Annotated in this window: 22 protein-coding genes; all 22 read left to right on the plus strand. The window is 30.2% G+C overall.

Going from position 1 to position 24,255, the window contains the following annotated elements:
- Positions 1–117 precede the first annotated feature (117 nt).
- The 22 genes from hflX (at position 118) to B5X47_RS10240 (ending at position 24,252) form a co-directional block, all read left to right on the plus strand.
- On the plus strand, positions 118–1,416 hold the full coding sequence (gene hflX / locus B5X47_RS10135; protein WP_079590040.1) for a GTPase HflX: 1,299 nt from the start codon (positions 118–120) through the stop codon (positions 1,414–1,416).
- 1 nt (position 1,417) lies between these two features.
- Positions 1,418–2,083: a HEAT repeat domain-containing protein gene (locus B5X47_RS10140; RefSeq protein WP_079590042.1), complete on the plus strand. Its 666-nt coding sequence runs from the start codon at positions 1,418–1,420 to the stop codon at positions 2,081–2,083.
- 5 nt (positions 2,084–2,088) lie between these two features.
- Positions 2,089–2,736, plus strand: coding sequence for a YigZ family protein (locus tag B5X47_RS10145; protein ID WP_079590043.1), 648 nt, complete (start codon positions 2,089–2,091; stop codon positions 2,734–2,736).
- A 26-nt stretch (positions 2,737–2,762) separates the two neighbouring features.
- Positions 2,763–3,167 (plus strand): CoA-binding protein, encoded by a 405-nt coding sequence (locus B5X47_RS10150; RefSeq protein WP_079590044.1) that lies wholly within the window; start codon positions 2,763–2,765, stop codon positions 3,165–3,167.
- A 3-nt stretch (positions 3,168–3,170) separates the two neighbouring features.
- Positions 3,171–3,920 (plus strand): NAD(+) synthase, encoded by a 750-nt coding sequence (gene nadE, locus B5X47_RS10155; protein ID WP_143215805.1) that lies wholly within the window; start codon positions 3,171–3,173, stop codon positions 3,918–3,920.
- A 91-nt stretch (positions 3,921–4,011) separates the two neighbouring features.
- Complete coding sequence (locus tag B5X47_RS10160; RefSeq protein ID WP_079590045.1) at positions 4,012–4,725, plus strand: YebC/PmpR family DNA-binding transcriptional regulator; 714 nt, start codon at positions 4,012–4,014, stop codon at positions 4,723–4,725.
- A gap of 88 nt (positions 4,726–4,813) precedes the next feature.
- Positions 4,814–6,820, plus strand: a complete 2,007-nt coding sequence (locus B5X47_RS13975; RefSeq protein ID WP_079590046.1) for an alpha/beta hydrolase family protein — start codon at positions 4,814–4,816, stop codon at positions 6,818–6,820.
- A gap of 114 nt (positions 6,821–6,934) precedes the next feature.
- Positions 6,935–7,411, plus strand: a complete 477-nt coding sequence (locus B5X47_RS10170) for a MarR family winged helix-turn-helix transcriptional regulator (RefSeq protein WP_079590047.1) — start codon at positions 6,935–6,937, stop codon at positions 7,409–7,411.
- Positions 7,404–8,786 carry an MATE family efflux transporter gene (locus B5X47_RS10175; protein WP_079590141.1) on the plus strand — a complete coding sequence of 461 codons (1,383 nt, stop codon included), beginning with the start codon at positions 7,404–7,406 and terminating at the stop codon, positions 8,784–8,786. The genes B5X47_RS10170 and B5X47_RS10175 overlap by 8 nt, the downstream gene beginning before the upstream one ends.
- Before the next feature lie 72 nt (positions 8,787–8,858).
- Positions 8,859–9,350 (plus strand): crossover junction endodeoxyribonuclease RuvC, encoded by a 492-nt coding sequence (gene ruvC, locus B5X47_RS10180; protein WP_079590048.1) that lies wholly within the window; start codon positions 8,859–8,861, stop codon positions 9,348–9,350.
- Between the two features lie 9 nt (positions 9,351–9,359).
- Entirely contained in the window at positions 9,360–9,959 is a 600-nt protein-coding gene (ruvA, locus tag B5X47_RS10185) for a Holliday junction branch migration protein RuvA (RefSeq protein WP_079590049.1), read from the plus strand.
- Between the two features lie 21 nt (positions 9,960–9,980).
- On the plus strand, positions 9,981–10,982 hold the full coding sequence (gene ruvB / locus B5X47_RS10190) for a Holliday junction branch migration DNA helicase RuvB (protein WP_079590050.1): 1,002 nt from the start codon (positions 9,981–9,983) through the stop codon (positions 10,980–10,982).
- Positions 10,983–10,994: 12 nt separating this feature from the next.
- Positions 10,995–12,473, plus strand: a complete 1,479-nt coding sequence (locus B5X47_RS10195) for a SpoIID/LytB domain-containing protein (RefSeq protein ID WP_079590051.1) — start codon at positions 10,995–10,997, stop codon at positions 12,471–12,473.
- Positions 12,474–12,487: 14 nt separating this feature from the next.
- Entirely contained in the window at positions 12,488–13,513 is a 1,026-nt protein-coding gene (gene queA, locus B5X47_RS10200; RefSeq protein WP_079590052.1) for a tRNA preQ1(34) S-adenosylmethionine ribosyltransferase-isomerase QueA, read from the plus strand.
- 19 nt (positions 13,514–13,532) lie between these two features.
- Positions 13,533–14,648: a tRNA guanosine(34) transglycosylase Tgt gene (tgt, locus tag B5X47_RS10205; protein WP_013361525.1), complete on the plus strand. Its 1,116-nt coding sequence runs from the start codon at positions 13,533–13,535 to the stop codon at positions 14,646–14,648.
- 90 nt (positions 14,649–14,738) lie between these two features.
- Positions 14,739–15,005, plus strand: coding sequence for a preprotein translocase subunit YajC (yajC, locus tag B5X47_RS10210; RefSeq protein ID WP_079590053.1), 267 nt, complete (start codon positions 14,739–14,741; stop codon positions 15,003–15,005).
- 137 nt (positions 15,006–15,142) lie between these two features.
- Complete coding sequence (secD, locus tag B5X47_RS10215) at positions 15,143–16,387, plus strand: protein translocase subunit SecD (protein ID WP_079590054.1); 1,245 nt, start codon at positions 15,143–15,145, stop codon at positions 16,385–16,387.
- 12 nt (positions 16,388–16,399) lie between these two features.
- A complete protein-coding gene (secF, locus tag B5X47_RS10220) occupies positions 16,400–17,263 on the plus strand; it encodes a protein translocase subunit SecF (protein WP_079590055.1) in 864 nt (287 codons plus the stop codon).
- Positions 17,264–17,369: 106 nt separating this feature from the next.
- Entirely contained in the window at positions 17,370–19,040 is a 1,671-nt protein-coding gene (locus B5X47_RS10225) for an ABC1 kinase family protein (RefSeq protein WP_079590056.1), read from the plus strand.
- Positions 19,041–19,044: 4 nt separating this feature from the next.
- Positions 19,045–21,378, plus strand: coding sequence for a single-stranded-DNA-specific exonuclease RecJ (recJ, locus tag B5X47_RS10230; protein WP_079590057.1), 2,334 nt, complete (start codon positions 19,045–19,047; stop codon positions 21,376–21,378).
- A 24-nt stretch (positions 21,379–21,402) separates the two neighbouring features.
- On the plus strand, positions 21,403–21,915 hold the full coding sequence (locus B5X47_RS10235; RefSeq protein ID WP_079590058.1) for an adenine phosphoribosyltransferase: 513 nt from the start codon (positions 21,403–21,405) through the stop codon (positions 21,913–21,915).
- Positions 21,916–22,062: 147 nt separating this feature from the next.
- The gene (locus B5X47_RS10240; protein WP_079590142.1) at positions 22,063–24,252 is read left to right on the plus strand and encodes a RelA/SpoT family protein; all 2,190 of its coding nucleotides are present in this window, start codon (positions 22,063–22,065) and stop codon (positions 24,250–24,252) included.
- Positions 24,253–24,255 lie beyond the last annotated feature (3 nt).

The following is a 24,255-nucleotide window of genomic DNA, read 5'->3' on the forward strand; positions in this document are numbered from 1 at the left end:
AATATATTATATCATAAGTCTTTTCGTATAATATAAATTTTTATAAACTGTAACATTTAATAACTGTTGACTATAGGTTATAATATAAAAAACACTACTAAAAACGAGGTAAATCAAATGGAAGATAATATGAATAAATTAGAAGAAAGAATGATATTAGTTGGATTAAATGTTACAGACTATAAGAAGAATACCTCTTCAACCAAAATAGAAGAATCTATGATTGAGTTAGAAGAACTAGCTAAGGCCGCTGGTGGCAATGTACTTGGGAGTATAATTCAAAATAGAGATAACTATGATGTTGCATATTATCTTGGCAAGGGAAAAGCTGAGGAAATAAAAGAATATGCAAATAATATGCAAGCAAATTTAATTGTTTTCAATGAAGAGCTATCTGGAGCTCAAATCAGAAATCTTGAAGAAATTATTGGGTTGGATGTCATAGACAGAACTGCGCTTATTTTGGATATATTTGCAAAAAGGGCTTTATCTAGAGAGGGAAAACTTCAAGTTGAACTTGCACAGTATAAATATCGACTTCCAAGGTTAATTGGTGTCGGGAAAGAAATGTCAAGACTCGGAGGAGGAATAGGAACTAAAGGCCCTGGAGAAAAAAAATTAGAAACTGATAAAAGACATATAAGAGAAAGAATTTATGACATTCAAAGGGAATTAAAAGAAATTAAAAAAAATAGAGAGATTCAAAGATCTAAAAGATTAAAGTCAAATTTGCCAATAGTTGCACTGGTTGGATATACAAACTCTGGGAAATCTACCTTATTGAATAAATTGATTCAATCACACAAAGAATATAGCTCGGATAAAGATGTATTTGTTAAAGATATGCTGTTTGCGACTCTAGATGTTTCGCTTAGAAAAGCTATACTCCCTTCTAACAAAGAATATCTTATAACTGATACAGTGGGCTTTGTATCAGATTTGCCGCACTATTTAGTGGAAGCATTTAAAGCTACCCTTGAGGAGGTAAGTTATGCAGATTTATTGTTACATGTAGTAGATTCTTCTAATGAGCATTTCAATTTGCAGATTGACACTACATTAGGTGTTTTAAAAGAAATTGGTGCTGCTGACAAGCCTATGATTTATGTATTCAATAAAGCTGATAAAGTAAACTATGAACTTGATTATAAGCCTAAGGATGAATATGTATTTATTTCTGCAAAAACTGGATATAATAATGAGCAATTACTACAAAAAATAGAAAGTCATATTAATTCAAATTTAAAAAAGGTTAAGCTTTTGATTCCTTTTTCTAACGGAGAGGTCATCAATTCTTTACACAAGAAATATAATTTTGAAGAAAACTATTCTGAAGAAGGAATACTTGTTCAAATAGATATTACCGATGAAGATTATGGCCGCTACAACAAGTATATTGTAGAAGAGGTTTTATAAAATGAAATTAGATTGGGAAAATATCGAGAACTTGAGTGATAATGAAATATCCTATCTTTTGTATTTAGAAAATAAAACTATTTACCAAATATCGAAGATTAGAAACTTAAGTGAAGATATAGTCAAACTTCATATTTATAAAATAAAAAAGGACTTATTGTTGTCTGAAGCGAAAATAGCAGATAGTAATATATTGTCGGAATATCTATCTCTTTCAAAACCAGAAAGAGAACAATATCTAGAATGCATTGATAAAGAAAACGAAAAATGTCTGTTAGATGAATTTAGCAAAACAATGATGGACATAGATAATATTGAAGACCTAATGGTGATAATATGGACTATTGGAGAACTTAAAACTAACTCTTTCAATGATAAACTGAAATTTTATGCTAGTCACCCTCATGGCAATATAAGAAGGATGACATACTCTGCTATGGGGAAAATAGGAAGCGTGGAATTTTTACCATATTTATCAAATGGAATGAAGGATATAAAGCCTCAAGTTAAGCAATACGCAATTATAGCTTTTGGGAAAATTGCTGATAAGGAATATATATATAAACTAAATGATATACACACAAACAAAAATGAAAAAGAATATGTAAGAAGAGCAGCAAAACAGTCAATTGAATTAATTTTAGATAGAAATAATAATGAGAGGTAATAAAATTGAATGAATATAAAACTGTCTTTGAATCAGGAGAATCAACAATAATTATAGAAAAGTCAAAATTTATTGGTTATAGCAGACATGTTGAAACTGAGGAAGATGCATTGACATTTATTAACGAGATTAAGAAAAAAAATAAAGATGCTACCCATAATGTTTCGGCATACATTCTAGGTGAAAAAATGAATGCACAAAAATATTCAGATGATGGAGAGCCATCTGGAACTGCAGGAATACCTATTTTAGAACTTATGAAAAAGGAAGAATTAACTAACTCTGCTATAGTAGTGACAAGATATTTTGGAGGGATAAAATTAGGGGCAGGAGGATTGGTAAGAGCATACTCAAAATCAGCAAAATCCACCCTTGAAAACTCATTAATATCTCAAAAAAAAATATTCATTCCGATTGAAATTTTATTTGATTATAGCTTTTTAGGAAAAATTCAAAATGATATCAGCACAAGAAATATTCTCTCTTCAAAGCCTGCTTTCGAAGATGTTGTGAAATATACTATTTATGTTGATAAAGGAGAAATTGATTCGAACATTAATCATATTAATGATTTAACCTCAGGTAATGTTATAATAGATATTAAGGATGAAGTTTTATTAGATTTTGTAAATGATAACTATATATTACTTTGATTTGAATTCATTTAGGAGGAATTGATATGAATATGAACGAAATTAAAAAAACAATGTTAGAGAGTAAAAATTGGGCAATTTATGGAGCTACTCCTGATAAAAATAAATTTGGCTACAAAATACCTACAAGGATGAAAAATCATGGCTATAAAGTTTTTGGGATTAATCCCAAATATAAGGGTGAAACTGTGAATGATGTTGAAATATATTCATCTTTAGATGAAATCAATGAAAAAATTGATTGTATAGATATCGTAGTAAATCCTAAAATAGCCATGATGGTTATAGATGAAGCTGTAAAAAATGGAATAAAATATCTTTGGTTTCAGCCTGGGACTTGGGATGATGAGGTTATAAAAAAAGCGTTGGATAATAATTTAAACATAGTTTATGGCCATTGTGTTTATGCTATTCTTGGTATGGAGGAATAGTTAATGGAAGCTATGTTAAAAAAAATAGATTTGACAGTGGATTGGTTAAGGGAGAAGGTTAATGAATCAAAATCCAAAGGTTTAGTTGTAGGAATATCTGGAGGAATTGATTCAGCAGTTGTTGCTTATTTAATAAAAAAAGCTTTCCCAGAAAATTCTTTAGGAGTAATTTTGCCAATTAAGAGCAATCCACAGGATGTAGAGCATGCTAATTTATTAGTTCACAAGTGTAGAATTGAATCTATGAATATCAATTTAACTCAAACTCACGAACTTTTATTTAATGAAATAAAAAACACAATGTCAAATGACCAATTATGGAATCCAACCTATCAAAAAATATCTGATGCAAATCTAAGAGCAAGACTGAGAATGAGCACATTATATACTATTGCTAATAATTTAGGATATATGGTAGTGGGAACTGACAACAAGGCGGAAGTATATACTGGTTATTTTACGAAATACGGAGATGGTGGAGTAGATTTATTGCCTATTGCAAATCTTTTAAAGAGAGAAGTTTACGAGTGGGCGAAAGTACTTGGAGTTCCAAATGAGATAATTAATAAAGCTCCATCTGCGGGTTTGTGGGAAGGCCAAACTGATGAACTTGAAATGGGGACAACTTATGATTATATCGATGAATATATAAGTGGAAATGAAATTCCTGAAAAAGACAGAGTAATTATTGATAAACTTCATATATCATCTGAGCATAAAAGAAGTGCTATTCCTACACCACCAATCTTTTAGCTACAAAAAAAATCAAACCATTTACTATGAAATTTATTTATGTTAAAATTTTATAGTTAATTTGATTTAGCTTATTCAAGGAGGATTGAATGTGGGACGTATAGGAAACATAATCAACAAAAAGGGAAAGCAAGATGCAAAAAGAGCTAAGATTTTCACAAAATATGCTAGACTTATTTCGGTAGCTGCTAAAATGGGTGGAGGAGACCCTGAATACAATGCCAATCTAAAAAATGCAATAGATAAAGCTAAAAGTGAAAATATGCCCAACGACAATATTGAAAGAGCTATAAAAAAAGGAATAGGCTCAGGAGATGGAGAAAGCTATGAGCATATAACCTATGAAGGATATGGACCTGGTGGTGTAGCAGTTATTATAGAAACTCTTACTGACAATAAAAATAGAACTGCTGGAAACATGAGATATTATCTTGATAAAAATGGCGGAAATCTAGGAACTGCTGGATGCGTTAGCTTTATGTTTGATAGAAAAGGCCAAATTATAATAGAAAAATCTGATGATATATCTGAAGATACGCTTATGGAGCAAGCTCTAGAAGCTGGAGCAGAAGATTTTATTACTGAAGAAGATTGTTTTGTAGTTTTAACTGATATCGAAAGTTTCTTACTAGTTAAAGATGCCTTATCTGGTCATGGCTATTCATTTGTTACGGCAGATATTGAAATGATACCTCAAACATATACAGCTATTTCTGATGACCAAAAGAAAAGTATGGATAAGATGATGGATATGTTAGAGGAAGATGATGACGTTCAAAATGTATACCATAATCTTGAAGATTAAATAATTTACTAGACAAAAAGTTTTCTTTGAATTACTATCAAAGAAAACTTTTTTTATTGTTTTGTATAACCAGAAGGGAGTATATAAAATGGGGAAAATTAAAAAAAATGATTTGCTTAAAATGAAATTTTTGTCTAATTTATCAATATCGCCTGATAATAAATATCTAGCAGTTTCTGTCTCTCAAGTAGATAGTGAAACAAAGGGATATGAAAGCAATATTCATATATATGATATTGAACAAAATAAGTGGGGTCAATATACTGGCAGTGGATTAGACAATAGTTTTATTTGGGATATGAATTTACCTATAATTTATATTAATTCCTTGAGAGATGTTAAAGACAAAGAAAAGAGAAAAAACGGCTATGAAATATCATCAATTTATCAATTAGACCTATTTAAGGGTGAAGCTATAAAGAAATATATTATTCCAAAAAATATTAAGTCATTTAAACAGATTTCTGAATTTAAGTTTATATTTTCAGCAGACTATGTCCTTGGTACAAAAGATTTTTATTTACTATCAGATGAAGAGAAAGAACTAGAAGTAAAAAAAAGAAAAGATAAGGATGGTTATGAGATAATAGAAAATTTGCCATTTTGGGAAAATGGATCTGGGTTTATTCACAATACTATAACTAAAATCTACACTTATGATGCAGAAAACGATAAGATTAAAAATATATCTGATATTTTGGGAGATGATATAGATGTATATGACTTCCAATTAGATCCAACAAAATCTAAAGTAGTTGTAATCTATGGAACTAAATTAGGTAAAATGGATTTAAAAAACAAATTAGCTATAATAGATATAGAAAATAAAAAGATTATCCTTGATTATACAGATAAAAAATACAATATAAGTAGTGCATTTATGTTTGATGAAAATAATCTTATAGTATCCGCAGCTGCTATGGAAAAGTATGGCATTAATGAAAATCCTAAATTTTATAAAGTCAATTTTCATACACTTGATTTTGAATGCTTGAACTCTGATTTTGACATGAGCTTATGGAATTCAGTTGGTACGGACATAAGGCTATATTCTTCTGAAAATTTAAAGCAGATTAATAATAAACTATATTTTATATCCACCGTGGGTTATTCATCGAATATATTTGAGCTTGATTTAAAAGGTAATTTAAAGCAATTGACGAATAATACAGGGTCGGTCGATGAATATGTAGTAACTGATAAAGGAATATTTTTCATTGGTTTAAGAAATATGGTGCCTCAGGAGATATATAGAGTTTCAGATTGTGAAGAAAAAATAAGTAATTTTAATGATTATATAGCTGAAAAAAGAGAAATTATTTATCCAAACCACTTTTGTGTAAAGGATAGTGATAATTATAGTATAGATTACTGGGTTATGAAACCATATAAATTTAAAGCTGATAAGAAATATCCTCTAATCCTAGATATTCATGGTGGTCCGAAGACCGTATACGGAGAAGTATATTATCATGAGATGCAGTACTGGGCAGCAGAGGGATTTGTAGTATTATTTTGTAACCCTAGAGGTTCAGATGGAAAAGGAGATGAATTTGCTGATATTAGGGGTGAATATGGTAAGGTTGATTATGATAACATAATGCTGTGCTTGAACCAAGCTATAAAAACTAATCCATTTATTGATACTGATAAGATGTATGTAACCGGTGGATCTTATGGCGGATTTATGACAAACTGGATTATTGGACATACTGATATTTTTAAAGCAGCAGCTACTCAAAGAAGTATATCTAGTTGGACAAGCATGTATGGAACGACAGACATAGGTTATTATTTTGCTACTGATCAGACAGCATCTGACCCATGGAATAGCTACGATAAAATGTGGAATCAGTCTCCAATGAAATTTTATAATAATATAAAAACACCTACTCTTATTGTTCATTCTGATCAGGACTATAGATGTTGGTTATCAGAAGCACTACAATTATTTACATCTTTGAAACACAATGATGTAGATAGTAAATTAATAATTTTCAAAAATGAAAATCATGAACTGACCCGTAGCGGAAGACCAGATAATAGAATTAAAAATTTAGAAGAAATAACTGAGTGGTTCAAAAAATATTTATAAGCATTTTGACTAAGTTTGACTTAAAACATTGTTCATATGAACAATGTTTTTTAGTTGCATTAGCAACTATCATATTGTATAATAGTTCATGCTTATGAATGGAGGAAAATGTAAATGAAGAAAACCGATGATTATCATGAGTTTAATCCGGGAAAATATATATCTATGCTATATAGGCATGGAAGATGCTATATGGATACTGCTATGAGCAAGTTTGAAATTGGAAGTGGACAATATACATTTTTATTTTATTTATATAAGGATAATGGTGCTAGCCAAGACGAAATAAGTAAAGCGCTTGATATAGATAAAGCCACTACAGCAAGAGCTATTACAAAATTAGAAGATAAAGGATTTATAACAAGAGAAGCTGATGAGAGTGACAAACGTGTCAATAGAATATATCTTACAGAAAAATCTATTAATATAAAAGAAGAAATTATAAATTTTTCTAAACAATGGAGTGAAATTATATTAGAGGATATATCTGAGACTGAAAAGGAAAATTTAAGAAGTCTACTTTATAAGATATCAGAGAATGCTTCAAAATATAAAAAAAATAGATGTAGAAAAGGTGAAAAGAATGACTAAACAATTAGAGCTTAAAGATGAAAAGATATGGAAGCTATTGCTTAAGTTCTCTATACCAGCAATAATTGGAATGATGGTTAATGCTTTATACAACGTTGTAGACAGGATGTATATAGGGCGTTTAGGAGCTTTAGCTATGACAGGTATAGGGCTGAATTTGCCATTTATGACTATCTTGATGGCTTTTGGTATGCTTGTGGGGATTGGATCTGGAGCAATAATTTCAATCAGATTAGGTCAAAATAAGAAAGAAGAAGCAGAAAAAATTCTTGGGAATGCAGTTACATTGATTTTTATAATAATTTCAATTGTTGTAGTACTTTCTTATATTTTTAAAACAGATTTATTATATTTGTTTGGAGCGAGCAGTGAAACTATTGGATATGCAGATGACTATATTTCAATTATCCTAGCTGGAGCACTTTTTCAGGGCTTAGGTTTTGGGATTAATAACATTATTAGAGCCGAGGGGAATCCTAAAATAGCAATGTATACAATGCTTATAGGTGCAATTATAAATATAGTTTTGGATCCTATTTTTATTTTTACTTTCAATATGGGGATTAAAGGAGCAGCGCTGGCCACTATAATATCTCAGTTTGTATCAATGGTTTGGGTATTTAAACATTTTTTATCTGAAAAAAGTAATTTAAAATTAAAAATTAATAATTTAAAACTAGATATGAGTATAATAAAAAATATTTTTGCAATAGGGATGGCCCCTTTTTTCATGCAAATAGCAGCTAGCCTTGTAACTATTATTTCTAATAATGCATTAAAGACTCACGGTGGAGATATGGCAATTGGAGCAATGACGGTGATAAATGCGATAGCAATATTTTTTCTAATGCCTATTTTTGGTATTAATCAAGGATCACAACCTATAATTGGGTTCAACTATGGTGCTGGAGAATATAAACGAGTTAAAAGTGCACTAAAGCTTGCGGTAGCTGCTGGAACAGCAGTTGCGACCTTAGGATTTATATTAACTCAGTTTTATACTGTAGGCTTGATAAAAATATTTAACGATGATCCTGAGCTTATAAAATTTACAACTACAGGAATGAAAATATTTTTAGCAATGCTTCCGCTAGTAGGTTTTCAAATTGTAAGCTCAAATTATTTTCAAGCAGTGGGAAAAGCTCCAAAATCCATGTTTTTAAGTTTGCTTAGACAAGTTATTGTTTTAATTCCTATGCTTATCATCTTACCTAAGTATTTAGGCCTTACTGGTGTATGGTTAGCTGGACCGATTTCGGATTTTACAGCTTCAATTGTAACTGCAGTTTTTCTTTACAATGAAATGAAGCATTTGAATGATTCTCATGAAAATAAAATTAAATCGGCGAATAGTATGGAAATTCCAAGCATATAGATATATAATATTAGTATATATTGAATAAAAGACTGCCTAGGCAGTCTTTATTTGTTGAATGGAGAATGCTCGATGATTGTTTTAGGAATTGACCCGGGAATAGCAATAGTGGGGTATGGAATTATAGATTATATAGGTAATAAATTCAAAGTTTTAGATTATGGAGTTATAAGAACAAAATCTGATTTATCCTATCCTGAGCGCTTAGAACTTATATTTAATGGACTGAATCAAATTATTTCTTCATATAATATAGATGAAATAGCAGTAGAAGAGTTATTTTTCTGCAAAAATGTCAAAACGGCAATTGATGTAGCTCATGCAAGAGGAGTAATCGTTTTATGTGGTCAGTTGAATAAAAAACCTATATATGAATATACTCCTCTACAAGTAAAGCAAGGAGTATCTGGCTATGGAAAGGCTGATAAAAGACAAGTACAGGAAATGGTAAAACTTTTGCTAAACCTAAAAACTATACCAAAACCCGATGATGCAGCAGATGCTTTAGCAATTGCTATATCACATTGCCATACTTCAAAAATAACAGGTATGTTTAGAGCATAGGAGCTGAAAATGTTAAATTATATAAAAGGAATTTTGGAAGAAAAGGCAGTTGACAAAATTGTCGTAGAAAATAATGGCATAGGCTATGAAATATTAACTTCACTAAATACAATAGAAGAAATAAACATAGGAGAAAAGATAAAAATTCATACCAAGCTACTAGTTCGTGAGGATGATATTCAACTAGTTGGATTTACAAGTAAAGAAGAATTATCTATGTTTAATTTACTTACATCGGTTTCTAAAATAGGACCAAAGCTTGCATTATCTTCTCTTTCAGTTTATAAATCTGAGAAAATTAAACTTATGATAGTAGAATCAGATGTAAATTCTCTCGTTAAAATTCCTGGGATGGGTAAAAAAACAGCAGAAAGAGTAATATTAGAATTAAAAGATAAAATAGGAGTAGTTTATTTTACAGATTTAGAATCTTATAGTGAACCTCAGCTAAATATAGGACATCAGGCTATAGAGGCTTTAATTAGTCTCGGATTTTCAAAAAAAGAATCTGAGGATGTAGTTAAAAAAATCATTAAGAGCGTAGGTAACGATACAGAATCATTAGATGTTGAGACATTAATAAAAAATGCACTTTTTGAGCTGAGATAAAATAAGGATGGTGTATTATCCATGTTTGATATAAATCAAGATAGATTAATCGATTCATCACTAAAAATAGAAGATGAATCAGAGGTATCACTAAGACCACGGAATATAAGTGAATATATTGGTCAGACAAATGCTGTTAACCAATTAAATATTTTTATTGAGGCGGCTAAAAAGAGAAACGAAACTCTAGATCATGTTCTTTTATATGGACCACCGGGACTAGGAAAAACTACTTTATCCCATATAATTGCTTCGGAAATGGGAGTTGATATTAAAGTTACATCAGGACCAGCTATAGAAAGAGCCGGAGATTTAGCGGCACTCTTAACTAATCTCAAGGATAAGGATATACTTTTCATTGATGAAATTCATAGGATAAACAGAAATGTTGAAGAAGTTCTTTACCCTGCTATGGAAGATTATTGCTTAGATATAATAATTGGAAAAGGTCCTTCTGCTAGATCTATTAGGTTGGACATTCCTAAATTTACACTTATTGGAGCGACAACTAGGACTGGGATGCTTACTTCTCCACTTAGAGACAGATTTGGGGTTATCTTAAATTTGGATTTATATTCTGTAGAGCAGCTACTTGAGATTGTTACTAGGTCCGCCAAAATATTAGATGTTCCTATTAATAATGATGCAGCTATAGAAATTGCTAGGAGATCTAGAGGAACCCCTAGAATTGCTAACAGACTTTTAAAAAGAGTGAGAGATTATGCCCAGGTAATAGGTGATGGAAAAATAACCCTAAAAATTGCTAAAGAATCTCTGCTAGTATTTGAAGTTGACGAGGAAGGACTTGATAAAGTTGACCAGAGGTTACTTCAGTCAATAATTAAAAATTTTGCAGGGGGACCAGTAGGTCTAGATACTTTAGCAGCATCGATAGGAGAAGATAAAGAAACTATTGAAGAGGTTTGCGAACCTTTTCTCATTCAAAAGGGATTTCTAAATAGAACTCCAAGAGGAAGAGTAGCTACAGATTTTGCTTACAAGCATTTTAATTATAAGAGATAGGAGTTTGGTAATATGAAGTTGATAAATAAATTATATATTATTATTGCAATTACGCTTGCTTGTTTGGCATATTCACAAATTCCTGCCTTCTCAAATCAGTTGGCAAATCAAAATATACGAATTGGGTTATTTTTTAATTCTACGGCATTGCCTCAGGCCCAGATTAAAGCATCTAATTTAAACATTTTAAATGAAAATAATTCTGTTTTAGGAACAATATTTGGAGATGCTTCATATACTGTTAGTCCTGTAAATAAAGAAATTATATTGCTTGATAAAACCTACTATGATTTAAACACAGCGTTAATTGAAATACAGACTTCTGGAGGTTTACTTAATAATAACTTCGTATACCTAAGCTCTGATGGATATAAAATGGCTACTTACTCTATTCAAGCTGACAATGTTTTTTCTATGATTAATAGCAAAAATATTGGACTCTTTTCCTCAGCTGGTAATCCAATTATAGTTTATGATAATTCGATGAAATTAAAATTTTCAAATTCAGACTATCAAAAGCATATAGAAATTCAAAATAAACCGTATAGAGGAAATATTAGCTTTCAATTAGATAGCTCAAATAAACTTACAGTTATAAATACACTTCCTATTGAGGATTATTTATATGGAGTAGTTGCAAAAGAAATGCCGGCATCTTGGAATAAAGAAGCTCTAAAAGCTCAAGCTATATCGGCAAGAAATTATGCAATTAAAAATTTAAATAAATACAAATCTTTAGGATTTGATTTATGTACTACTCAAAATTCTCAAGTTTATGGTGGCGTTGATGCTGAGCATGTTAATACAAATAAGGCTGTAGACGAGACTAGAGGAATTTTAGCTTATTATAGTGGAAATATTGCAGACTTATTCTATCATTCATCAAGTGGAGGGAAAACTGAGAATTCAGAGAATATTTGGTCAAATGCAGTACCATACCTTAGAGGAGTTGAAGATCCGTATTCACTAGGTTCTCCGAATGATTACTGGGAATATAAGATTTCAAAATCAGAAATAGAAAACCTTCTAAAAAATAAGGGTAAAAATATAGGAAATTTTCTAGGAGTAAGAATCGATAAAATTTCTGAAAATGAAAGAATTATAAAACTTACCTTTGTTGGAGATAGCGGTGAAACAACCATTGAAAAGGAAGCAATAAGAGGCTTGTTTGGATATTCCAATTTAAAAAGCAATTGGTTTACAATAAACAGTCAGAACATAAAAAATACTCAAAGTATCGTAAGTGATTCTTATATTGCTGCGCTTAACGATTTACAGCTGTTTTTGAATAAATCAGAATCAAATAAAATAAATGGCTATTCAAATCTAAGTAATAATGATATTATTACTTCTCAAGATTATTTGTTTCAAGGCAAAGGCTATGGACATGGATTAGGTATGAGCCAATATGGAGCAAAAAAAATGGCAGAACAAGGTTACACCTTTGATGAAATTTTAAAATACTATTTTAAAGGAATAGATGTATATTAGAAAGGAAGAAATTATTGAAGACAAATGATTTTTACTTTGACCTACCTGAAGATTTAATAGCTCAGGTTCCACTCAAAAATAGAGATGAATCAAGATTAATGACATTAGATAAAAATACTGGAGAAGTTAAGCATAAAACCTTTAGAGACATTTTAGAATGTCTGAATGATAATGATATTCTTGTTTTAAACAATACACGTGTTATCCCAGCTAGATTATTTGGATTTAAAGCAGAAACCAATGCAGAAATTGAAATTCTTTTACTTTCTAGAAAAGATATAAATACATGGGAAGCTCTAACAAAGCCAGCAAAGAGATTGAAACTCGGGACAAGGATAATATTTGGAGATGGGTTGCTTATTGGAGTAGTAAAAGAATTACAAGAAGAAGGTATAAGAACTATAGAGTTCGAATATGAAGGTATTTTTGAAGATGTTTTGGATAGACTTGGCAATATGCCACTACCTCCCTATATACATGAAAAACTTGAAGATAAAGAAAGATATCAAACTGTATATTCTAAAGTTACTGGCTCTTCTGCTGCCCCTACAGCAGGGCTTCATTTCACTCCTGAAATTTTGCTGGAGCTAAAAAATAAAGGAGTCCAGATTGAATATGTAACACTTCATGTTGGATTAGGGACATTTAGACCCGTTAAAGCAGAGTCAATTTTTGATCATACAATGCATAAAGAATATTTTGAAATCGCAGAGGACGTTAAAAATAGACTAAATGAAGCTAAGAAAAATGGGAAGAGAATAGTGTGCGTAGGAACGACGAGTGTGAGAACATTAGAGTCGTCTGCAAATATTATAAATAATTTAGATAGAGATTCAGGATGGACGGATATTTTTATTTATCCATCTTATGAATTTAAATTTGTTGATGCCATGATTACAAACTTCCATTTACCAGAGTCAACTTTGATTATGATGATCAGTGCTTTTGCTGGGAAGAACTATATTATGGACGCTTATGAAGAAGCAATAAAAGAGAAATATAGATTTTTTAGTTTTGGTGATGCAATGTATATATTCTAATAGAAAGTGTGGTTTTTTAATGTCGGCAATAAGATATGAATTAATTAAAACGTGCAAACAAAGTGGAGCTAGGCTTGGTAAAATTTATACTCCTCATGGAGTAATTGATACACCAATTTTTATGCCTGTTGGTACTCAAGCGACTGTAAAATCTATGACTCCAGAAGAATTAAAAGTAATGGATGCAAGAATAATTTTATCCAATACATATCATTTATATATGAGACCTGGTCATGAGCTTATTGAAAAAGCTGGAGGTCTTCATAAATTTATGAACTGGGATAGAGCAATTCTAACAGATAGCGGAGGGTTTCAAGTTTTCAGCTTAGGACCTCTTAGAAAAATAGTAGAAGAAGGTGTACATTTTAGATCTCATCTCGATGGCTCAAAACATTTTATAAGTCCAGAAAAGGCAATAGAGATTCAAAATTCATTAGGTGCAGATATAATTATGTCATTTGATGAATGTGCACCATATCCATCGGAATATAATTATGTAAAAAAATCGCTAGAAAGAACAACAAGATGGGCAAAAAGAGGAAAAGAAGCTCATAAATATCCAGAAAAGCAAGCTTTATTTGGTATTGTTCAAGGTGGAATGTACAAAGATTTAAGAACTCAATCAGCAAATGAGCTAATGGAAATAGATTTCCCAGGATATTCTATTGGTGGACTATCTGTAGGGGAACCTAAACCAATAATGTATGATGTTTTAGAGCATACTACGCCTTTACTTCCAAAAGATAAACCTAGATATTTGATGGGCGTAGGAAGCCCAGATGATTTAATTGAAGGAGTAATAAGAGGAGTAGACATGTTTGACTGTGTACTTCCTACTAGAATTGCGAGAAATGGAACGGCAATGACTAGCCAAGGCAAGGTTGTTGTTAGAAATGCCACTTATCAAGAGGACTTTACCCCACTTGATCCTAATTGTAATTGTTATACTTGTAAAAACTATTCTAGAGCGTATATTAGACATCTCGTTAAGGCAAATGAAATTTTAGCTTCTAGATTGATTACAAACCATAATCTACATTTTCTTTTAAATCTAATGCACGAAGTACGTACAGCAATAAAAGAAGATAGACTATTAGATTTTAAAAAAGATTTTTATTCTAAGTATGGTTTATAATTTTTTTATTAATAAAAAAGTGGATGAATTATTAAAAATAAGATATTATAATACTTGGAAAACATTCTCCTATTAGGAGGTGAAATGTAAATGAATGTTCAGCAATTAAGTAGTTTAGTTATACCTTTTATTTTTCTAATCATATTTTATTTCTTGTTGATAAGACCTCAGCAGAAAAGAGAGAAATCTATTAAAGAAATGAGAAATTCTCTTAAAGTAGGCGACAATATTGTCACAATAGGCGGTATGGTAGGGAAAATAGTAAAAATCTTTGAAGATGAAGTCACCATAGAAATCGGATCTGACAAAACTAAGATAACTCTTGAAAAATGGGGTATAGCAAGAGTAAAACAATAATTTTGTAGTCTTCCACTTCTAATAGGCTAGTGGAAGATTTTTTTTGGACATAGTATAAATTCTGTTATATAATTTATAGGGATTTGTATCGCACCTCATTCGATATAATAAATATAAAAAGTAAGGAGGATAATTGTATGAAATTTAAAAACTTAAGTCTTTTTATATTAATAATATTAATAGTAGCTTGCTTTAGCTATACTGCCATTAATGGACTAAATATTGGGAATATAAAACTTTCTCCAGTAGGGAAGCAAATCAATCAAGGGCTAGACCTCAAAGGTGGAGTTTTTGTAGTTTATGAAGCAAAAACTGATGCCAAGGGTGAAGAATTAAGTAAAATTATAGACCAAACAATCGAAGTTTTCAGAAAAAGAGTAGATGGTATGGGTTTAACTGAACCTGTAATTGTAAAAGAGGGCGATAATAGAATAAGAATTGAGCTTCCAGGGGTAAATGATGCTCAGCAAGCTATAGAAACTATAGGGAAAACTGCTCAATTACAGTTTATTTTGCCAGATGGAAATGTAGTGGTTTCTGGTGCTGAAGTTACAAAAGCTGATGTTATGATAGATAGCAGAAATAACCAGCCATTTGTATCTTTAGAATTTAATAGTGAGGGAAGCAAAAAATTTGCTGAGGCAACAAGAAGCTTAGCTCCTACTAATGAGCCGATTTTCATAGTACTTGATGGTGAAGTTATATCAAGTCCAAGAGTTAACGAAGAAATACCTAATGGTCAAGCTCAAGTAACTGGTAATTTTACAATAGAGAGTGCTTCAGAATTAGCTGGATTAATTAGGGCAGGTGCACTACCAGTTGATTTTGAGGAAGTTCAAAGCTCTACTATAACAGCTACTCTAGGAGAAGAAGCTTTAGATAAAAGTATATATGGAGCAAGTATAGGAATATTATTAGTAATGCTTTTCATGATACTTTACTATAGACTACCTGGATTAATGGCGGCTATAGCTCTAGTAGCATATATATTGATAGTAATATATACATATATTGGAATAAATGCAACATTGACTTTGCCGGGAATTGCAGCGATGATTCTATCAGTTGGTATGGCAGTTGATGCTAATGTAATAATTTTTGAAAGAATTAAGGAAGAAATTAGAAGTGGTAAATCTATAAGAGTATCTGTAGATTCAGGTTTTCAAAAAGCTATGTCAACCATTATTGATTCACAAATAACAACCTTTATTGCAGGTGTAGTGCTATATAATTTTGGTACAGGTAGCATTAAAGGATTTGCTATAACTTTGATGATTGGTATTATGGCATCGATGTTTACAGCTATTATTATCACTAGATTTTTATTGAAATCTGCTATTGGTATATCAAATGTTAAAAATACCAAATTCTTTGGAGTATAGGAGGGAAAGCAAATGAATATTATAAAAAATAAGAAAATTTGGTTTAGCTTATCCCTAATTGTAATTATAATTGGTATGATTTTAGGCATGATTAGAGGATATAATCTAGGTATAGATTTTACTGGAGGAACGCTGATTGAAATTCAGATGAAAGAATATATTGAAGCTACTGAAATAAGAGAAATTACAGATGGAATTGATAAAAATGCGACTATAAATCATATTGGTGAAACTAAAGATATAATTCAAATTAGGACCACCGAAAACCTAAATAATGAAGCTAGAATGGAGTTATTTGGTTTATTCAAAGAAAAGTATAGCTTAGATGAAAGCCAGCCTCTAAGATCTGAACAATTTGGACCTGCAATGGGAAAAGAAATTCAGAATAAAGCACTTTTATCAGTAATTATTGCAACTATAGGAATGCTAATATACATAACCTTTAGGTTCCAACTTTCATATGGAATATCTGCAATACTTGCTCTAACACATGACGTATTATTTGTATTAGCTATTTATGCTATTTTTAGAATTCCTCTTAATAGTCCTTTTGTTGCGGCTATGCTTACAGTAGTAGGTTATTCTATTAACGACACAATAGTTGTCTTTGATAGAATTAGAGAAAATATGAAACATGCAAAGAAAAATGCATATGAAGAAGTAGCAGAAATGTCTATTAAACAAACTATATCTAGATCTATTAATACTTCGCTTACTACATTGCTTGCCATTATTGCATTATATATCTTTGGAGTTGAATCAATAAGAGAATTCACACTTCCTTTGCTCACAGGTATAATGGTTGGTACTTATTCATCTATTTTTATTGCAAGCCCAATATGGGTTTTAATTAAAGGAAAAAAGGGCAATATATAAATATTGCCTTTTTTTTTCGAATATTTTCTATTATGAACTCATAAAATATTGTTAAGAATTTATTGAGCATATAATATAGATATTGTTTTCTTCAGGGGGTGTATTAATGAAATTTAAGTATTATAAGCCTAAGTATAATAACTTAAAAAGAACCTCAGAAATACTTCAGATACTTGGAAAGTATGGTTTTACTTTTTTTGCCGAAAAAATAAATATTGAAGAAGTTTTTGGAAAAATTAAAATACCTGCTAATAGTAATATAATGAATATGTCGACTGGAGAAAGAATTAGATGCGCTTTTGAAGAATTAGGAACTACTTTTATAAAATTAGGACAAATTTTATCTACAAGAAGTGATTTACTGGATTCAGATATTCTAACAGAATTAAAAAAACTTCAAGATGATGTAAATCCAAATTCTTACGAGGACTTAAATACTGTATTTTTTAGTCAATTCAATAAAAATATAGAAGATAAAGTCAAGTATATTAATAAAAAACCATTAGCAGCAGCATCAATTGGACAAGTTTATTTTGCAGTTTTAGAAACTGGAGATAAAGTAATAATTAAAATTCAAAGACCTAATATAGAAAATACTATCAGAATGGACTTAGATATTCTTAGAAGCATTGCTAGATTACTTGATGAGTATTTAAATTATTCTGGAATAAGCTTTATTCAGATTTATGAGGAATTCTCGAATCAGATATTAAGAGAGCTAGATTATAATTTCGAAGCAAGAAACTGTGATAAATTTAGAGAAATTCATAAAAATGATTATAAAATTTATATTCCTGAAATAAATTGGGAGTTAACTTCTCAAAAAGTGTTAACTATGGAATGGATTGATGGAATAAAAATTAATGAAATCGAAAATAATGATAAATATTACAATAAAATTGAAATAAGTCAAGTTTGGATTAAAGCAATTATGAAGCAAGTTTTTATACATGGATTTTTTCATGCTGACCCTCACCCTGGAAATATATTGATATTAAAAAATAATAAAATTGCTTTAATTGACTTTGGAATGGTTGGATTTATTGATAAAAACACTATAGAATTTATATCTGAAATCTTTATAGCTTTAACTATAAATGATACTCAAAGCATAGTAGATGCTTTGTTTGAAATGGATGCAATATCTATGGATGCTGATGTTCAAAAAATATACCATGATCTAAATATTTTTATTCATTACTATTATTCATTATCTTTAAGCAAAATAAACATTACAGAGCTGTTAACCGAGTTCTTAAGGTTCTGTAGAGAAAACAATCTTAAGTTACCTAGTCAAGTTTCACTACTTTCTAAAACATTAATAACATTAGAAGGTGGAGTAAGAGAAATAAATCCATCAATAAGCATATCTGAAATTTTAACAGATTTTGCAAAGGATTTTTATAAAGATAAGTTAAGTTTGAAAAATATAGCTTTAGAATCAAAATATTCAATAAAGGGATTTTTATCTGATTTTAAAAGCTTGCCTAGACAGTTAAGAATTTTACTTAAATCAATTGAAAAAAATAATATAAAGATTGCTATTGATGATAGCTCTTTTGTGAAAATAGACAAGACTCTTAATCATGTAACAAACATAATATCTATTAGCTTAATAATAGCAGGCTTAATAGTAGGATCTTCACTGGTGATTACTACCAAAGTAGAACCTACTCTTTGGGGGTATCCAGTTCTAGGGATAATTGGATACTTAGCCTCTGCTATTATGGGACTAGTTCTGATTATATCAATAGTAATAGCACAACGTAAGAGGTGAAATAATGAAGAACAAATGGCTGCTTAGAGAAAAAGGCCAAGAAGAGGATTTAAAATCTCATTTATTAAAGGTAAGGCAAATAAATATTGAAGAGTCAAAATCATTTTTGAATCCAACAAAAGCTGATTTGATTTCTCCGTATCTTTTAAAAGATATGGAGAAGGTTGTAAGTAGGATAAATAAAGCAAAAAATAGCAATCAGCTAATATGTATTTATGGAGATTATGATGTGGATGGAATATCCTCTGTTTCCATTTTACTAAAAACCTTTAATTTCTTAGGTATTAATTCAATATTTTATATACCAAAGAGAATAGAAGAGGGCTATGGAATTAACACTCAGGCGATAGATACAATTAAAAAAATGGGAGCAGATTTAATTATTACTGTGGATTGTGGTATTACCTCAGTCGATGAAATTGAGTATGCTAAAACTATTGACTTGGATGTTATTGTTACAGACCATCATGAATGTAAAGAAATACTACCTGATGCAATTGGAATAATTAATCCAAAGCAGCATGAATGTCATTATCCTTACAAACATTTATGTGGGGCAGGTATCGCTTTAAAAATTGCTCAAGCTTTAATTGATGATAATGATAGCATTTTATTTGATGAACTAATAGAAATTGCTTGTATTGCTACTATTGCTGATATAGTTGAGCTAAGTGGAGAAAATAGAGTTATAGTTAAAAATGGGTTATTATCTTTAAAAAAGACTATAAATATTGGATTAAAAGCATTGATGGAAGTTTCAGGAATAAATTCCAGCAATATTAATTCATCAAATATAGCTTTTATATTAGCTCCTAGAATAAATTCTACAGGTAGAATGGGCACTCCTGAATTAGGGGTAAGCTTGATTATAGAAGATGATTTTGAAGAAGCTGTTATTATGGCAAGAAAAATCGAAGAGCTAAATCGCGAAAGACAAACTGTTGAGCTAAAAATTTTTGAAGAAGCTGTAGCTCTTATAGAGCAGAAATCAAAAAATAATAAAATATTAATAGCCTCGTCAAAGAATTGGCATAGTGGAGTAATAGGAATAGTAGCTTCAAAGCTTACGGAAAAATATAATAAACCCACTTTTGTAATAGCTATCGAAGACGAGAATATTGGCAAAGGATCAGCAAGAAGCATTGATGGATTTAATTTATTTGAAAATCTATTAAAATTGGATGAATGCTTAATTAAGTTTGGGGGGCATAATCAAGCAGCTGGAATAACAATCCATGAAGATAGAATTGCCGAGTTCGAATTAATGATAAATGAAATTGCTGAAGAAATTTTAAACAAAAATCATTTCCAAAGAATAATTGAAATTGATTCAAAACTTAAATTGAAAGATATTAATTCTAATACCTTAAAAATATTAAGCGAATTAGAACCGTTTGGTATTGGAAATAGAAAGCCTTTATTTTGTCTAACTAATTATAAATTATCAAATTATAAATATATTGGTAAAATGAAAAAGCATTTTAAAAGTGAAATTAATGATGATATAGAAATAATTGGATTTAACAAACATGAGCTTATTAATAATATAGATTTGAATTTTCCAGTAGATTTTGTATTTGAGTTAGAAATTAATTCTTTTAATAATAAAGACAAAATCCAATTATTATTAAGAGATTTAAGAAGCTCTTATAACTATAGTGAGGCACTTAAAATCATGCATGATTTTATATTGAAATGCAAGTCCTTGACTCTAGCTAAGAATCAACTAACAAAAATAGATAAAGATAAAAAAATAAATTTTGATGAGATGTTATGTTTGGATGGCAAAAAATTACTGATAGTAAACACCTGTGAGAGTTATTTTAGCTTAATAGAAAGATTACATTTTTATAATATAAAGCCTACTGTAGATTTCGAAAATTCCATAAATGACTATACAATAATACTATCACCAATTATTGATAATTTAGACCTTTCAAGATATAATAATATTGTTATATATCAATCAGATAGTTTTTTATCTTCGATTAATATTGAAAGTAAAAATATTAAGGTTTTAAGTATTATAGATAAAATTATTCATACTGAGGATATAGTACCAAGCAGAGAAACTTTTATAAGCTTATATAAAGTTATAATGAATAAACTTAATATAAAGTTCTATATCTTTGAAACCTGCGAATACTTTAGAATTTCTGAGCTTAGTTTTTTAGTAATCCTAGAGGTTTTTAAAGAATTAAAAATTATAGATTTTGAGTTAGATTACTCAGATGGATCTGTTAGTGTAAAAATTATAAATAAGTTGATTGGTAAAAAAAATTTAGATGAAACAAAAACTATTAAATCATTGGATTTTATTAATCTTTATGATAAATAATCTATTTTCTTAGGAGGAAAACAAGTGGATATAAAATCGAGAATTAGAGAAATAGAAAATTTTCCAAAAGAAGGAATTAATTTTAAAGATATAACAACATTACTTAAAGACAGTGATTATTTTAAATACGCTGTGGACAAAATGGTAGCTGATCTAAAAGATAAAAATATAGATTATGTTGTTGGACCAGAAGCAAGAGGATTCTTGATGGGAGCGGCTGTGGCTTATGCCCTTGGCGTTGGATTTATTCCAGTAAGAAAGCCTGGTAAATTGCCAGCAGCAACTGCTAATATAGAATATGAGTTAGAATATGGAGTTGATTCTTTAGAAATACATGTGGATGCAATTGAAGAGGGACATAAAATAGCTATCGTAGATGACCTACTAGCAACAGGTGGTACAGTTCAAGCTGTTGCAAAGCTTATAGAACGTCTTGGAGGAAAAGTCGAAGCTATGGAGTTTTTAATTGAATTAGAATTTTTAAATGGTAGAGACAAGCTTTCTGAATATCATATTAACTCTTTAGTAAAATATTAGTTATTTTAGAAAATGTATATACTAGATATGTTATTATAACTTATCCTAATAAAGGATAAGTTATAATTTTTGTACCTAGGTGATTATGATATAATTATTATATTTAATAAAGCTCAATTTATGACTCTTATGTTAGTGGGTGATTTTATGCTTGAAAATTTATTATTGATGATAGAACAATATAATCCTGATGCAGATTTAGATATAGTTATTAAAGCTTACAACTATGCTTATAATGCTCATGAGGGTCAATATAGAAAATCTGGTGAGAAATATATTATACATCCGTTAGAGGTTGCTAAAATTTTAGCTGAACTCGAACTGGATGTTTTTACGATTGCCGCAGGATTAATGCATGATGTAGTAGAAGATACGGAGGTTTCGTTTTCCGACATAGAAAGACTATTTGGAACTGAAGTTGCAGAGCTTGTTGATGGAGTAACAAAATTAGGGAAAATTGAATATAAATCAAAAGAAGAAACTCAAGCAGAAAATCTCCGAAAAATGTTCATGGCTATGGGAAAGGACATAAGAGTTATTTTAATTAAGCTTGCTGATAGACTTCATAATATGAGAACTCTAAAGTATATGTCTGAGGAAAAAGCAAAGGAAAAAGCAACCGAGACAATTGAAATATATGCTCCAATTGCACATAGATTAGGAATATCCAGAGTAAAATGGGAAATGGAAGACATAGCTCTTAGATATTTAGATCCAGAGGGTTATTATGATTTAATTGAGAAAGTATCTAAAAAAAGAAGAGAAAGAGAAGCATATATTCAAGGTGTAATTGATTTACTTAAAAATAAATTAGCAGAAGCTAATATCGAAGGCGATATAAAAGGAAGAGCTAAACATTTTTATAGTATATACAGAAAAATGAAGTATCAAAGCAAATCTTTTGAAGAAATATATGATTTAATGGCTGTAAGAATTTTGGTAGACTCACTTAAGGATTGTTACGGGGTAGTAGGTATAGTTCATACGATATGGAAACCTATGCCTGGAAGGTTTAAAGACTATATTGCAATGCCTAAACCGAATATGTATCAATCACTTCATACTACGGTGCTAGGGCCAGATGGTGAGCCTTTAGAGATACAAATTAGAACTAAGGAAATGCACAGGACTGCAGAATTTGGTATTGCAGCACATTGGAAGTATAAAGAAGGAAAAATTGATCCTAATGAATCAGATATGGATAAAAAACTTTCTTGGCTTAGACAGATGATGGAATGGCAAAAAGATGTATCTGATCCAACTGAATTTATGGAATCATTAAAGATAGATTTATTTGTAAATCAAGTTTTTGTATTTACTCCAAAAGGTGATGTTATAGAATTGCCTGCTGAATCTACCCCGCTTGATTTTGCATACAAAGTCCATTCTGGAGTTGGAAATAGATGTATAGGAGCTAAAGTAGATGGAAGAATAGTTCCTCTTGATTACAAATTAAAAAATGGAAATATAGTTGAAGTTATGACCTCATCAAATTCCAATGGACCTAGCAGAGATTGGTTAAATATAGTAAAAAGCTCTCATGCTAAAAACAAGATTAGGCAATGGTTTAAAAAAGAAAGAAGAGAAGAAAATATTGAAAAAGGCAAAGAAATACTAGAAAGAGAAACTAAAAGACAAGGGTTTCCTATTGGAGATTTTCTAAAACACAAGTATTTAGTTCAGGTTGCAAAACTAGTAACACAAGGAAGCGAAGATGATTTGTATGCTGCGCTAGGATACGGTGGAATCACACTTAGTCAAGTAATGCCGAGGCTTAAAGAAAAATATGAAGCAGACAATCATAAATTAAAAGAAGAGAAAATTCAAGAAAGAATCCAAGAAAAGACAATTCAAAAATCAGCGCAAAAGAAAAAAACTGGTAATCAAGGAGTTCATGTAAAGGGAATTGACAATATTTTGATTAGGTTTGCAAAATGCTGTAATCCTCTTCCAGGTGATGATATTGTAGGATATATTACAAAAGGTAGAGGAGTTTCTATTCATAGATCTGATTGTCCGAATACTTTAAATGACGATGATGCTTCAAGAGGAAGACTAATAGATGTTGAGTGGGATATTGATAAAAACAAAAATAAAAATTTCGAAGCTGAGATTCAAATTAAAGCAATTGATAGAAGAGGCTTATTTACAGATGTAAGTAGAATACTAGCTGATGAAAAAATAACAGTAAATGGAATTAATGCCAGAACTAGCAAGGATGGAACTGCGATTATGAATGTAGTTCTAGAAGTTTTAAGTAAAGAGCAGTTAAAGAGTATAATGAATCAAATTAGACGGGTAGAAGGAGTTATCGACATATTTAGACTATTTAACTAGGAG

The organism is Acetoanaerobium noterae, assembly GCF_900168025.1.
In the GTDB taxonomy this organism is placed as follows: Bacteria; Bacillota; Clostridia; order Peptostreptococcales; family Filifactoraceae; genus Acetoanaerobium; species Acetoanaerobium noterae.